The 13,018-nt window shown below is 70.2% G+C and carries 12 protein-coding genes, 2 tRNA genes and 1 pseudogene; 5 read left to right on the top strand and 10 right to left on the bottom strand.

Going from position 1 to position 13,018, the window contains the following annotated elements; genetic code table 11:
• Positions 1-23: 23 nt before the first annotated feature.
• On the top strand, positions 24-1,166 hold the full coding sequence (locus tag B0I33_RS28035) for a sensor histidine kinase (RefSeq protein ID WP_106182349.1): 1,143 nt from the start codon (positions 24-26) through the stop codon (positions 1,164-1,166).
• Positions 1,167-1,194: 28 nt separating this feature from the next.
• Positions 1,195-1,836, top strand: coding sequence for a response regulator transcription factor (locus tag B0I33_RS28030; protein ID WP_106182129.1), 642 nt, complete (start codon positions 1,195-1,197; stop codon positions 1,834-1,836).
• 105 nt (positions 1,837-1,941) lie between these two features.
• Here the strand turns inward: B0I33_RS28030 and B0I33_RS28025 are convergent, their stop codons facing one another.
• The gene (locus B0I33_RS28025; protein WP_106182128.1) at positions 1,942-2,313 is read right to left on the bottom strand and encodes a cupin domain-containing protein; all 372 of its coding nucleotides are present in this window, start codon (positions 2,311-2,313) and stop codon (positions 1,942-1,944) included.
• A gap of 81 nt (positions 2,314-2,394) precedes the next feature.
• On the opposite strand from B0I33_RS28025, the gene B0I33_RS28020 reads away from it, so the two are divergent.
• From B0I33_RS28020 to B0I33_RS28010, 3 genes are all read left to right on the top strand, one after another.
• Positions 2,395-2,850 (top strand): MarR family winged helix-turn-helix transcriptional regulator, encoded by a 456-nt coding sequence (locus B0I33_RS28020; RefSeq protein WP_245901143.1) that lies wholly within the window; start codon positions 2,395-2,397, stop codon positions 2,848-2,850.
• Positions 2,851-2,934: 84 nt separating this feature from the next.
• Complete coding sequence (locus B0I33_RS28015; protein WP_106182345.1) at positions 2,935-3,177, top strand: hypothetical protein; 243 nt, start codon at positions 2,935-2,937, stop codon at positions 3,175-3,177.
• A 100-nt stretch (positions 3,178-3,277) separates the two neighbouring features.
• Positions 3,278-4,543 (top strand): acyltransferase family protein, encoded by a 1,266-nt coding sequence (locus B0I33_RS28010; protein ID WP_106182127.1) that lies wholly within the window; start codon positions 3,278-3,280, stop codon positions 4,541-4,543.
• Here B0I33_RS28010 and B0I33_RS28005 read toward each other — a convergent pair.
• The 9 genes and pseudogenes from B0I33_RS28005 to B0I33_RS27965 all read right to left on the bottom strand — a co-directional run bounded on the left by B0I33_RS28005 (position 4,540) and on the right by B0I33_RS27965 (position 12,891).
• A pseudogene (locus B0I33_RS28005) lies at positions 4,540-5,437 on the bottom strand (amidohydrolase family protein). The gene B0I33_RS28010 and the pseudogene B0I33_RS28005 sit on opposite strands and share 4 nt — an antisense overlap.
• Positions 5,434-5,913: an SsrA-binding protein SmpB gene (gene smpB / locus B0I33_RS28000; RefSeq protein WP_106182125.1), complete on the bottom strand. Its 480-nt coding sequence runs from the start codon at positions 5,911-5,913 to the stop codon at positions 5,434-5,436. Before smpB ends, B0I33_RS28005 begins: the two are co-directional and overlap by 4 nt.
• Positions 5,914-5,927: 14 nt before the next feature.
• Positions 5,928-6,827, bottom strand: coding sequence for a permease-like cell division protein FtsX (gene ftsX, locus B0I33_RS27995; RefSeq protein ID WP_106182123.1), 900 nt, complete (start codon positions 6,825-6,827; stop codon positions 5,928-5,930).
• 84 nt (positions 6,828-6,911) lie between these two features.
• A complete protein-coding gene (gene ftsE, locus B0I33_RS27990) occupies positions 6,912-7,601 on the bottom strand; it encodes a cell division ATP-binding protein FtsE (protein ID WP_106182122.1) in 690 nt (229 codons plus the stop codon).
• Between the two features lie 161 nt (positions 7,602-7,762).
• Complete coding sequence (prfB, locus tag B0I33_RS27985) at positions 7,763-8,866, bottom strand: peptide chain release factor 2 (RefSeq protein WP_106182120.1); 1,104 nt, start codon at positions 8,864-8,866, stop codon at positions 7,763-7,765.
• 60 nt (positions 8,867-8,926) lie between these two features.
• Positions 8,927-9,427, bottom strand: coding sequence for a PadR family transcriptional regulator (locus tag B0I33_RS27980; RefSeq protein WP_106182119.1), 501 nt, complete (start codon positions 9,425-9,427; stop codon positions 8,927-8,929).
• 144 nt (positions 9,428-9,571) lie between these two features.
• Positions 9,572-9,645: transfer RNA gene (locus B0I33_RS27975), tRNA-Met, on the bottom strand.
• A 152-nt stretch (positions 9,646-9,797) separates the two neighbouring features.
• Positions 9,798-9,871, bottom strand: a tRNA-Met gene (locus tag B0I33_RS27970).
• Positions 9,872-9,939: 68 nt separating this feature from the next.
• Positions 9,940-12,891: a UPF0182 family protein gene (locus B0I33_RS27965; protein WP_106182117.1), complete on the bottom strand. Its 2,952-nt coding sequence runs from the start codon at positions 12,889-12,891 to the stop codon at positions 9,940-9,942.
• Between the last annotated feature and the right edge of the window lie 127 nt (positions 12,892-13,018).

Below are 13,018 nucleotides of genomic sequence, written 5' to 3'. Positions count from 1 at the left end.
GTGCGGTGACGGAGGGACCGGCGATGACGGCGGAGCGGGCGGAGGCGGAGCGGACAGAGGCGGCGCAGCCCAGGCCGGGCGCGGTCCGGACGGTCGCCTTCATGGTGGTGAGCTTCCCGCTGCGGCTGGTCCAGTTCGTCCTGCTCGTGGGCCTCATGGCGATCGGCATCGCGACGACGGTCATCTGGGTGGGCCTGCCGCTGCTGTTCGCGGCCACCCAGCTCGCCCGCTGGTTCGCCGACGTGGAGCGGCGCTGGGTGCGCACGATGCTGCGAACGCCGGTCCCGGACGCCGAGCGGCTGCCCGCCGATGGCCCGCTCCTGCAGCGCTGGCGCGTGCACCTGACCGACCCCACGACGTGGCGAGACCTCGGCTACCTGATGGCGGTGTTCCCGATCGGGGTGATCGAGTTCGCGCTCGGGCTGGCGGCGATCGTCCTGTTGCCCGTGGCGGTCTGGGTGGCGCCGGGACTCGGCTGGATCCACGGGCACCTGGCCCTGTCACTGCTGGGTCCGCCGAAGGCGCACCGCCTCGCGGCGCGGGCGTCGCGGCTGCAGGCGTCGCGGGCGCGCGGGGTGGACGCGGCCGAGGCGGAGCGGCGGCGCATCGAGCGGGACCTGCACGACGGGGCGCAGCAGCGGCTGGTGTCGGTGGCGATGAACCTCGGCCGGGCGAAGGCGAAGGTCGGCGACCCGGATTCGCTGCAGGAGATCCTCGACGAGGCCCACGCGGACGCGAAGCTCGCCGTGTCGGAGCTGCGGGACCTCGCCCGCGGGATCTACCCCGCGGTGCTGGGCGACCGGGGGCTCGACGCGGCGCTGTCGGCGCAGGCCGCGAAGTCGCCCATCCACGTCGACGTGACGGTGGACGTGGACCCGCGGCCGCCCGCGGCGGTGGAGACGACCGCGTACTTCATCGTGGGCGAGTCACTGACCAACGTCGCCAAGCACAGCGGCGCGACCGAGGCGGGAGTGCGGGTGTGGCGGGACGGCGACACCGTGGTGGTGGAGGTCACCGACAACGGGCAGGGCGGCGCCGAGCTGCGGCCGGGCGGTGGCCTGGCGGGGCTGGCGGATCGCGCCGCGACCATTGACGGCATCATCACGGTCGTCAGTCCACCCGGCGGTCCCACCGTGATCCGCGCGGACCTGCCGTGCACCTGGTGAGCCGCCGCCGAAGCACTGGGGAGTGCCGATGCGTGTGGTCATCGCCGAGGACGCCGTCCTGCTGCGAGCGGGGGTGCAACGGCTGCTGGCCGACGAGGGGATCGAGACGGTCGCCGCGGTCGGCAGCGGCGAGGAGCTGCTGGACGCGGTACGGGAGCACCGGCCGGACCTCGCGATCGTGGACGTGCGGATGCCGCCCACCTTCACCGACGAGGGCCTGCGCGCGGCGCTGCGGGCCCGCGAGACCGTGCCCGGCGTTCCGGTGCTGGTGCTGTCGCAGTACGTCGAGGAGACCTACGCGGTCGAGCTGCTGTCCGGAGGCGCCGGCGGCGTGGGCTATCTGCTCAAGGAGCGGGTCGCCGACGTGGCCGACTTCCTCGACGCGGTGCGCCGCGTCTCCACGGGCGGCACGGCGATCGACCCGGAGGTGATCGCGCAGCTCATGGCACGCGGCAGGAAGAACCCGCTCGACGCGCTGACCGCGCGCGAGTCCGAGGTGCTGGGCCTGATGGCGCAGGGGCTGTCCAACACGGCGATCGCGAACACGCTCGTGGTCTCCCACGGCGCGGTCGAGAAGCACATCGGCAACATCTTCACGAAACTCGGCCTGGAGTCGAGCACGGAGGAACACCGCCGCGTCCGCGCGGTCCTCACCTACCTAGGCCGCTGACCCCCTCCCCCGGGGGGAGCGAGGGAGCTTTACTCCCGTCTGGCGGTAGTAAAGCTCCCTCGCTCCCCCGTCGGTGGGGCGGGTGGGGCACGTGGGGCTGGTGGGTCACCGGGCCCAGGGCGGGTCGATGGTCCGGCCGTGCACGGTGCCGCGCATTCCCCGGGACGTGCACACGGTGAGCCGCGCCGGCCGGTCCGCCGGGTTGCGCAGCCGCACCGGGGTGTCCGGCGGCACGATGACCGCGTCTCCCGGGGTCAGCTCGTGCCGGTCGTCCCCGACCTCGACCGCCATCCGCCCTTCGTGCAGCACGAGGACCTCCTCCCGGCTGACCGTGTGCCGCTCGCTCTCGGCTCCGGGCGGGGCCTCGAGTGCCCACACGGCGAGCTCCGCCGAGCCGCGGCTGGGTACCGCGAGCGGCCGGAAGACGAAGCCCGCGTTCTCGAACCTCGGGGCGCAGGCGAGGGTCGCCAACGTCATCGCACACCTCCACGAGTAGTCAACCAACTTGACTAAGTTTAAGGTAAAGAAGATGGACCATCCAGTCAAGGAGGTTGACCAGTGTCCGGTGAGCTTCCCGCCCTGCTCGCGGTCACCTTCCGCGCCGTGATGGATCACGTCCACACGCGGCTCGCCGCCGAGGGCTTCGGGGACGTCCGCCCCGCCCACGGGTTCGTGTTCCAGTACCTGTCGTTCCACCCGGAGGCCACCGCCGTGGAACTCGGCGAGCACCTCGGCGTCACCAAGCAGGCCGCCGTCCAGCTGGTCGACGAGCTCGCGCGGCGCGGCTACGTCGAGCGCCGCCCGCACCCCACCGACCGCCGCAGCCGGGTCGTCGCGCTCACCGCCCGCGGCTGGGCCTGTGTCGAGCGCGTGACTGCGCTCTGGCGGGAGACGGAACGCCGCTGGGCGGAGCTGATCGGCGAGGACCGGCTCGGCGCGCTGCGGGAGGACCTCACCGCCCTCGCCGCCGACGCCGCGGGCGGCAGGCCCGTGCCCCTCCGGCCGCTGTGGTGACGTCACCTCACCCGTTGCGCCGAGGCCCCGCGCGCCCCGGCTCGCCTACGATGGAGCGATGTGCCGATGTCCGAGGAGGCGAGCATGACGACCCACCAGGTGCGCTTCCTCGGCGGCCCGCTCGACGGCCGGGTCCAGCCGCTCGGCGGCGAGCCCGTGTGCGGCAGCATCCTGCGCCACGTCCACCTGCACGAGGGGCCGAAGATCGAGACGTACTACCAGCTCGGCTACACCGACGTCACCGGGTGGACCTACCGCCTCTACGGCAGGCCCGCCCCGGAGGAGATCGCGGGCACGGCCAGCGCGGACGAGGTCGGCGAACGCTGAGGGTGGGGGCTGCCCCACCGGTGGCGCGGGGTGAACCGGAGCGGCAAGACGCCCGCTGACCGGCGTGTTTCCGCGCCGGTCGGCGACCAGGCTTGCGGGCATGCAGACCACGCCCGCGAGAGACGTCCTCCTCGACCTCGTCCGTGCCGCCGCCATCGTCGCCGTGGTCGTCCAGCACTGGACGATGCCGGTCCTCGCCTACTCGGACGGCGTGCTCACCACGGGCAACGCCCTCACCACCCCCGGCTGGTGGGTGTTGACCTGGCTGTCGCAGGTCATGCCGCTGGTGTTCTTCGCGGGCGGCGCCGCCAACCTGCTGTCCCTGCGCACCGCGGGCTCCGCGCGCGACTGGCTCGCCCGGCGCACCCGCAGGCTGCTCCTCCCCGTGCTGCCGCTGCTGGCCGTCTGGCTCGTTGTCCCGCGCCTGCTGCGCGATCTCGGCGTCCCGGCACAGCCGGTGGAGATCGCGGGCGACATCGCCGCCCAGCTGCTCTGGTTCCTCGCCGTCTACCTGCTGACCGTGCTGGCGACCCCGCTCATGGCGGCGCTGCACCGCCGCGCGGGCTTCGGCGTGCTGATCGGGCTCGCCGCGGCGGCGGTCGTGGTCGACGTCGTCCGCTTCGAGGTGACTCCCCTCGCGGGGTACGTCAACGCGGTGTTCGTCTGGCTGGCGGTCCACCAGCTCGGCTTCCACTACGCCGAGGGCAGGCTGCGCACGCTGTCCCGCCGGGGCGCGCTCGGCCTCGCGGCGGCGGGGTTCGGTGGCACCGCGCTGCTGGTGGCGTTCGGCCCCTACGCGGCGAGCATGATCGGTATGCCGGGTGCGCCCGTGTCCAACATGAGCCCGCCCGCGGCCTGCCTGATCAGCCTCGCGGCGGGGCAGATCGGCCTCGTCCTCGCGGCGAGGTCCACGCTGGTCCGGCTGGTGCGCACACCGTTCGTGGGCGCCGCCGTGGGCTGGCTCGGCCCCCGTTTCATGAGCGTCTACCTCTGGCACATGCCCGCGCTGGTCGTCGTGTCGGGAGGCACGGTGCTCGCGCTCGGGTACGCCACGCCGGAGCCGGGCACACCCGCGTGGCTCGCCACGACGCCCAGCTGGCTGGTGCTGACAGGTGCCGTGCTGGCCGTCCTGCTGCGGGTGTTCGGCCGGTTCGAGACCCCGCGCGGCAGCGCCGCTCCCCCGCCGCCCGCGGGCCAGCTCGCCGCGGCCTGCCTGCTCGCCTCGGCCGGGCTGCTGGGCCTGGCCGCGACCGGATTCTCCGCCGAACCCGCGAGCGGGCCGGTGCTCTGGGTGAGCCTGATCGCCGCCGGCTACCTGCTCGGCACGCGCCCGGTGCGGGTGACCGCGCCGGCCATCCGGGGCTAGCAGCCGAGTAGCTTCGCCGGGGTGTCGTGCAGGACGGCGCGGAGGAACGGCTCGCCGAGGCGGTCGTCCGCCTCCGCCCAGCCTGCGATGGCACGCAGCTGGGCGGCGTAGGGATACGGGATGTTGGGGAAGTCCGTGCCCAGCACCACCCGGTCGGCCACCGCGACGAGCCGCTGGGGCCAGTCGGCGGGCAGCGGCGTCAGCCGCTCGGTGAACGGCACCCCGACCATGGTGGTGTCCAGGTACACCCGCGGATACCGGTCGACCAGCCGCAGCGCCTGCTCGTACTCGGGCATCGCGGCGTGCGCGAGCACGGCGACCAGCCGGGGATGCCGCTCGAGCACACCGGCGAACACGTCGACGCCGGTGTGCGCACCGCGCAGCGGCCCGTGTCCACAGTGGATCACCACGGGCACGCCGGCGTCGGACAGCGTTCCCCACACGGCGTCGAGCAGCGGGTCCCTGGGGTCGTAGGCGCCCACCTGGACGTGCGCCTTGAAGCAACGGGCACCGGCCCGGAGAGCGGCGTCCACATACGACGGCGCCGAGGCCTCCGGGTAGAGGGTGCCGGTCGGCAGGGCGTCCGGCTCCCGGCGGGCGAAGTCCAGCGCCCACTCGGTGAGCCACTCCCCCCATCCCCGGCTTGTGGGGGTACACCAGCGGCGCGAACCGGCGCACGCCGAGCGAACGCAGGGTGGCGAGCCGCTCCTGCTCGGGCGTCCGGTAGTGCACCGGCCATTCGACGCCGTAGTGCTCGGCGGCCTGGTCGAAGTAGGCCCACACCTTGCGCATCACCCGGTCGGGCAGGAAGTGCACGTGCAGGTCGACGAGGCCGTTGAGGCCGAGGTCGCGCACCCAGCCCGCCACCTCGGCGTCGGTCCCGGGCCCGGTCAGCGGTACTTGCCCTTCGCCGCGCGGCCCATGGCCTTGGCCATCTCGCGCTGGGCGTCCCGCTTGGCGATCGCCTGCCGCTTGTCGTAGGCCTTCTTGCCCCTGGCCAGAGCCAGCTCGACCTTGACCTTGCCGTCCTTGAAGTACATCGACAGCGGCACGAGGGAGAGCCCGCTCTCCTTCGTCTTGCCGATGAGCTTCTCGATCTCGCCGCGGTGCAGCAGGAGCTTGCGGGTCCGCCGGGGCTCGTGGTTGGTCCAGGTGCCCTGCGCGTACTCCGGGATGTGCAGCCCGCGCAGGAACACCTCGCCGTCGTCGACGGACGCGTACGCGTCGGCCAGCGACGCCTTCCCGGCTCGCAGGCTCTTGACCTCGGTACCGACGAGCACCACGCCGGCCTCGTAGGTGTCGATGATCGAGTAGTCGTGCCGAGCGCGGCGGTTCGACACGATCACCTTGCGACCGGTTTCCTTGGGCATGGTTCGACTTTACGTCAGTGGCGCACGTACAGCCGCAGCGTGACGTACCCGGTGACGGCGGAGATGAGAATCGAGACGCCGAGCAGGACCGGCGCCACCGGGAACAGCACCTCCACGAGCTCGATGCCGGGGATCGCGCCACCCGTGGCGGCCAGGAGGCGGTCCAGCACGATGTACTTGAGCGCGATCAGCCCGCCGATGCCGAGGATCGCGCCGGTGACACCGGCCACGCACGCCTCGAGGAGGAACGGCAGCTGCGTGTACCAGCGGGTGGCGCCGACCAGCCGCATGATGCCGACCTCGGTGCGCCGGGTGTAAGCGGAGACCTGGATGGTGTTGGCGATCAGCAGCACGGCGGCGAGCGCGGCGATGAGCGCGATGATGAAGGTGCCGTTGCGGCCCGCGTTCAGCAGCTCCAGGAAGCGCTCGAGGAACTTGTTCTGGTCGTCGACCTTGTCCACGCCGGGCTGGCCGCTGAACTCCTGCACGATCACCCCGCTGCGCGCGGGGTCGAACAGCTTGACGTGCAGGGACGCGGGCAGGGCCTCCGGCCTGGCGAGCTCCACCAGCTCCGGCTGGCCCTCGAAGATCCGCTTGAACCGCTCGTAGGCCTCGGCCCGGTTCTCGAAGACGACCGACTCGACCGCCTGGTTGCTCTCCAGGGCCTGCCGGATGGACGAGCACGGATCACCGGTGCAGCCGGGGTCGTTCGCGCTGATGTCCTCGGTGAGGTAGACGGTCACCTCGACGTCGTCGAGGTAGTTCACCTTCATCTTGTCGATCGTGCGGACGAACAGGAGGCCGCCGCCCAGCATGCCGAGCGAGATGGCGGTGGTGAGGATCATCGCGATGGTCATCGTGACGTTCCGGCGGAGACCGGTGATGACCTCGCTGAACACGAAGCTGGCGCGCATCGGAGGGACGTTCCTTGTCGGGGCTGTCGGGGATTGCGGGGGCGGGGAAGCGGGGTGGCGGGTTGCCGAGGGCGCTGTCGGGGGTCAGCGGCCCACGCCGTACACACCTCGCTTGTCGTCACGGATCACCCTGCCGAGGTGCAGCTCGACCACCCGGCGTCGCATGGAGTCGACGATCGAATGGTCGTGGGTGGCCATGAGGACCGTCGTACCGGTGCGGTTGATGCGCTCCAGCAGCAGCATGATGTCCTGGCTGGTGTCCGGGTCGAGGTTCCCGGTGGGCTCGTCGGCGAGCAGCACGAGCGGGCGGTTGACGAACGCGCGCGCGATCGCGACCCGCTGCTGCTCACCGCCGGAGAGCTCGTTCGGCATCCGGTCGGCCTTGCCTTCCAGTCCGACGAGCTCCAGCACCTCGGGCACGACCTTCGTGATCGTGTGCTTGGGCTTCCCGATGACCTCGAGCGCGAAGGCGACGTTCTCGGCGACCGTCTTGTTCGTCAGCAGCCGGAAGTCCTGGAACACGCAGCCGATGGTCTGGCGCAGGCGGGGCACCTTCCGGCGGGGCATCTTCGCCACGTCGAAGTTCGACACCATCACCCGGCCCTTGGTGGGCGTCTCCTCGCGGAGGAGGAGCCGCAGGAACGTCGACTTGCCGGAGCCCGAGGGGCCGATGAGGAAGACGAACTCACCCTTGTCCACGTCGACCGACACGCCTTCGAGTGCGGGGCGCGTCGAGGTCTTGTAGACCTTGGAAACAGAATCGAGCCGGATCACGGTGCGCCATCCTACTCATGTCACCCGTTAAGACGAGGTTGCCTCCGCAAACCCCCACCCACCCCGCGGGTGAGCAAGGGAGCTTTACTCCCGTCTGGCGGTAGTAATGCTCCCTTGCTCGCCCACGGGGCGGCGGGGTGAACGGGCGTGTCGCGGCGCGGTCAGACGTTGGCCGTCTGCTTGCGCCAGCGGATGCCCGCCTCGAGGAAGCCGTCGATGTCGCCGTCCAGCACCGCGGTCGGGTTGCCGACCTCGTGCTCGGTGCGGATGTCCTTGACCATCTGGTACGGGTGCAGCACGTAGGACCGCATCTGGTTGCCCCAGCTGGAGCCGCCGTCGCGGAGCGCCTCCATCTCGGCGCGCTCCTCCTCCTTCTTGCGCTGCAGCAGCTTCGCCTGGAGCACCTTCATCGCCGCCGCCCGGTTCTGCAGCTGCGACTTCTCGTTCTGGCAGGACACGACGATGCCGGTCGGCAGGTGGGTGATCCGCACGGCCGAGTCCGTGGTGTTGACGCTCTGCCCGCCGGGGCCGGAGGAGCGGTACACGTCGATGCGGATGTCCTTCTCCGGGACGTCGACGTGGTCGACTTCCTCGACCTCCGGCAGCACCTCGACGTGCGCGAACGAGGTCTGCCTTCGGCTCTGGTTGTCGAACGGGGAGATCCGCACCAGGCGGTGGGTGCCCTGCTCCACCGAGAGCGTGCCGTACACGTACGGGGCGCTGACCTTGAACGTCGCGGACTTGATGCCCGCTTCTTCGGCGTAGGAGATGTCGTACACCTCGGTCGGGTAGCCGTGCCGCTCGGCCCAGCGGAGGTACATCCGCAGCAGCATCTCGGCCCAGTCCGCGGCGTCGACGCCACCGGCTTCCGCGCGGATGGTCACCACGGCGTTCCGCTCGTCGTACTCCCCGGACAGCAGGGTGCGGACCTCGAGCGCGTCGATCTCCTTCGCGAGGTCCTTGAGTTCCTTCTCGGCCTCGTCCCGGCTGGCCGCATCGCCCTCGGCGACGGCGAGCTCGTGGAGCACGGCGAGGTCGTCGAGCCGCTGGCGCAGCTCGGTGACCCGGCGCAGCTGGGCCTGCTTGTGCGAGAGCCGGCTCGTGATCTTCTGCGCCTCTCCGGGGTCGTCCCAGAGGTGGGGGTCGGCCGCCTGTTCCTCGAGCGCACCGACCTCATTCCGGAGGGCTTCCAGATCCATGACGGCCTCGACCTGCGACAGCTTGCCGCCGAGGTCCTTCAGGTCTGTTTCGAACTCAGCACTCACAACCCACAAGGTTACGGCAAATAGTGCGGCCGCTGACGGCGGCCGCACCTACCGCCGTGCTCAGTCCGGGGAAACGGCGTCGACGAGCTTCAGCGCCGCCCTGGCGTGGGCCTGACCGAACTCGGCGACGGCCTTGGCCACCGGATCCGGCGCGGCTTTCGCCGCCGCCTTCGCGTCGTCGAGCTGCTGGGCGTAGGTGGCCCTGGCGTTCTCGAAGAGCGTGGCGCGCTGCTTGGGCGTGAGCACCCCGGCGTTGACCACCCGCAGGATCAGCGGGCTGCGCAGGTGGTCGGGGCCGGGCTCGCTGGTGAGCCACGCCTTGAAGGCCTTCTTCCCGGCTGCGGTGATGATGTACTGCTGGCTGGAACGCGGTCCCTGCTTGCCCAGCCGGACGAGGCCGGCGTCGGCCAGAGCGGGCAGCTCCCGGTAGACCTGGCTCCTCGTGACGCTGAAGAACGTACCGAAGTGTTCCTCAGCCCCCGCGACGAGCTGGCCCCCGGTCGCCGGACCGTCGTGAAGCAAACCAAGCAGTGCTGCGGCAGTAGCGTTCAAATCGGACACGCATATACGGTGCCACGTCTCGGCGAATCTGTCCACAGTGGTCTAGGCCCCGTCCATTGTGGAACCCTCGGTTCAGCAGCCGAGCACCCCCGCTGAACACGGCAAAGGCCCGGACCACGTGGGTCCGGGCCTTTGCGACGAAAGTAGCGGGGACAGGATTCGAACCTGCGACCTCTGGGTTATGAGCCCAGCGAGCTACCGAACTGCTCCACCCCGCGTCGATGTGTACTTGCTGAAGTCTACCTCATCCCCCGATCCGGCTATCGGCCGGGGGTCCGGGACCGCGGCCCCGACCGGGGAATCGGACCCCGGCCAATGCGGAGGATGCCGAGGCCTGCGCGATCCGCAGACACTCGACACCCGGCATCTGTAGCGGGGACAGGATTCGAACCTGCGACCTCTGGGTTATGAGCCCAGCGAGCTACCGAACTGCTCCACCCCGCGTCGGTGACACCCACTTTACGCCCCGGTTTCCCGGAGACGCAAAGTGGGTGCCGGTTACGTTACGTATCTCACCCGCCGGAGTTCTGCAGCTCTTCGTAGCGGCGCGCGGCGGCGTCGAGCTCGGAGAGCGCTTCGCCCTGCTGGTCGAAGTCACCCGACTGCTGGGCCGACCTGAGCTTCTGCAACGCCGCCTGGATGTCGGCGATCGCCTGGTCGAGCTCGGCGTTGCCGCCGCCACCGTTGTCCGGCGCCTGCTGGTTGCCGGTGTCCGGCGGAGGCGACGTCGGCGACGAGGTGTCGGTGTCGTTGCCGTTGTCCGGGCTGCCCTGAGCAGGTCCCGTCGCCGCCTCACCGGTGCCCTCACCGAACACCTGGTCGAGCGCGCCGTTCAGCGTCGAGTCGAACCCGATCTTGTCGCCGAAGGACACCAGCACCCGGGCCAGCTGCGGATAGCTCTGCGCGTTGCGCTGCTGGATGTAGATCGGCTCCACGTACAGGAAGCCGCCCGCGACCGGCAGCGTCAGCAGGTTGCCGTAGATGATGTTGACGCTGTCGTTGCCGAGCAGAGTGCGGTCCTGGGTGAACCGCGGGCTGCTCTGGAACCGGTTCTGCACCTGCACGGGGCCGTCCAGCTGGATACTGCCGTCCGTGGGCAACCGCAGCACGTGCATGTCACCGTAGTTGCCGGGGTCCGACGACACCGTCACCCACGCGGCGAGGTACTGCCGCGCCAGCGGCGTGAGCGCGCTGGTGAGCTGGAAGTTCGGCTGTTCCTGACCCGGCGACTGCGCGTACACGTAGTACGGCGGCTGCTTGGCACCGTCGGAGTTCGGGTCGAGCCCGCCCTCCTGCGTCGGGTCCTGCGGGACGTTCCAGAACGTCTGCGTGGAGTAGAACTCCTGCGGGTTCTCCACGTGGTACTTGGTCAGCAGCTCCCGCTGGACCTTGAACATGTCCTCCGGGTAGCGGAAGTGCTGCCGCAGCTCGTCGGAGATCTCCGAGCTCGGCTTGACCATGCCGGGGAAGACGTTCTTCCACGCCTTGAGCACCGGGTCCTGGTCGTCCATCGTGTACAGGGTCACGGTCCCGTCGAACGCGTCCACCGTGGCCTTCACCGAGTTCCGGATGTAGTTGATCTCGTTGTCCTGCTGCCGCGCGACGCCGCTCAGCGAGTCCGAGGTCGCGTCGCCGAGGTTCGTCTTCTGCGCGTACGGGTAGTTGTTCAGGGTCGTGTACCCGTCGACGATCCACTTGATCTCGCCGTCGATCACCGCCGGGTACGGGTCGCCGTCGACCGTCAACCATGGCGCCACCTTCTGGACGCGCTCGCGGGGGTCCCGGTCGTACATGATCTTCGAGCCCTCGCTGATGGCGTCGGAGAACAGGATGTTCCGCTCGCCGTACTGGGCCGCGAAGACCAGCCGGTTCAGCCAGTTGTCGATCGGGACGCCGCCGTCGCCCTGATACAGGTAGCTGCGGTCGGTCGCCGTGTCGTATTCGCCGGGCGCCGTGCCCTCCTGGCCGCCGACGATCGCGTAGTCGGTCGCCAGCTCGCCGAAGTAGATCCGCGGCTCCTTGACGGCGATCCCATGCGCGCCCTCAGGGTTCTGGGTGTCGCTGGTACGGGCCAGCGGGTAGCCACCGTCGCTGTCCGCCTCCTCGATGGCGCGGTCAATGGTGTTGGCGGGAGCCGCGACGAACCCGTTGCCGTGCGTGTAGACGAGGTGCCGGTTGATCCACGTCCGCTGGTTCTCGCGCAGGCCGTTGGTGTTGATCTCCTTGGCCGCGACGATGTAGGCCTGCTTCTCGCCGTCCACCGTGTAGCGGTCGACGTCCAGCTTCTCCGGGAACCCGTAGAAGTTCTCCCGGCCGACGCGCTGGGTGAAGGTCGGGCTCAGCACGTTCGGGTCGAGCAGCCGGATGTTCGGGATGGTGCCCTGGTCGGTGCGGACCTCCTCCGGCGATGCCGTCGACCTGCCCGTGTAGTCGGTGTACTGGACACCGTCCAGCCCGAACGCGTACCGGGTCGCGTTCATGTTGCGCTGGATGGACTCGGCTTCCTTCTCGTTGGCGTTCGGGCGCACCGAGAACTGCTCCAGCACCGCGGGCCAGGCGACGCCGATGATGATGCCCGAGAGGATCAGCAGCACCAGCGCGATGGCCGGGAGCTGCAGGTTCCGCAGGAAGGCCCCCACGAAGAACGCCACCGCGCAGAACACCGAGATGCACAGCAGGATCAATTTCGCGGGCAGCACCGCGTTGAGGTCGGTGTAGGTGGCGCCGGTGAACAGCGGCTCGTTGCGACCGGACAGCAGCAGGTAGTACCGGTCGAGGAAGTATTCGGCGGCCTTGAACAGCACGAACGTGCCGATCAGGACGGAGAGGTGCACCCGGGCGGGGCCGGAGACCTGCCCGCCGCGCCCGGCGAGCCGGATGCCGCCGAACAGGTAGTGCGCCAGCAGCCCGCCGATGAACGCCACCACGAGCGCCACGAAAAGCCAGCTGAGCAGCCAGCTGTAGAACGGCAGGTCGAAGACGTAGAACCCGATGTCGTTGCCGAACTGCGGGTCGGTCCTGCCGAATTCGGTGCCGTTGAAGAACAGCTGCACCCGCTGCCAGTCGCCCTGCGCCGACGCACCCGCGATGAGGCCGGCGGCCACCGGGATGCCGATGCCGAACAACCGGATCCGCGCGACCACCGTCGAGCGGTAGCGCGCGAGCGGGTCGTCGGCGCCCGTGACGGGCACGAACACCGGCCGCGTGCGGTAGGCGATCGCCAGACTCACCGCGAGCAACCCACCGACCAGCACCCCCGCCCCGACGAAGAGGGCGATCCGGGTGAACAGGATCGTGGAGAACACGCTGCGGGCGCCGACCTCGCCGAACCAGAGCCAGTCGACATAGGTGTCCAGCAGTCTGGCGCCCAGCAGCAGAGCCAGCACGATCACAGCCGCGAGGATGAGCAGGATGCGGCTGCGCCGGGACAGCTTCGGCATGCTGACGGGGGGCCGAGTGGCCACTGCGCACACTCCTGTTGTCGTGATCGAAAAGTTACCGGGGCGCCAGCGCTGCGAGCGTCCCTGAACACCTAACTCTACGGATGCCCGTCCGAGTTCCCGAAAGCCCCCAAACCGGACGCGTATGTCG

It is taken from the genome of Prauserella shujinwangii (genome assembly GCF_003001955.1).
GTDB lineage: Bacteria > Actinomycetota > Actinomycetes > Mycobacteriales > Pseudonocardiaceae > Qaidamihabitans > Qaidamihabitans shujinwangii.
The sequence above is the reverse complement of the archived record's forward strand: the minus strand, read 5'-3'. Positions and strand labels throughout refer to the sequence as shown.

What these genes read in the sequence shown, in the direction of transcription:
- ftsX (WP_106182123.1), bottom strand. Translation starts at nt 6,827, where the DNA reads ATGCGCGCCAGCTTCGTGTTCAGCGAGGTCATCACCGGTCTCCGCCGG.
- B0I33_RS28025 (WP_106182128.1), bottom strand. Translation starts at nt 2,313, where the DNA reads ATGACGTTGGCGACCCTCGCCTGCGCCCCGAGGTTCGAGAACGCGGGC.
- B0I33_RS28035 (WP_106182349.1), top strand. Translation starts at nt 24, where the DNA reads ATGACGGCGGAGCGGGCGGAGGCGGAGCGGACAGAGGCGGCGCAGCCC.
- smpB (WP_106182125.1), bottom strand. Translation starts at nt 5,913, where the DNA reads ATGCCCAAGGAAACCGGTCGCAAGGTGATCGTGTCGAACCGCCGCGCT.
- B0I33_RS28015 (WP_106182345.1), top strand. Translation starts at nt 2,935, where the DNA reads ATGACGACCCACCAGGTGCGCTTCCTCGGCGGCCCGCTCGACGGCCGG.
- B0I33_RS28010 (WP_106182127.1), top strand. Translation starts at nt 3,278, where the DNA reads ATGCAGACCACGCCCGCGAGAGACGTCCTCCTCGACCTCGTCCGTGCC.
- B0I33_RS28030 (WP_106182129.1), top strand. Translation starts at nt 1,195, where the DNA reads ATGCGTGTGGTCATCGCCGAGGACGCCGTCCTGCTGCGAGCGGGGGTG.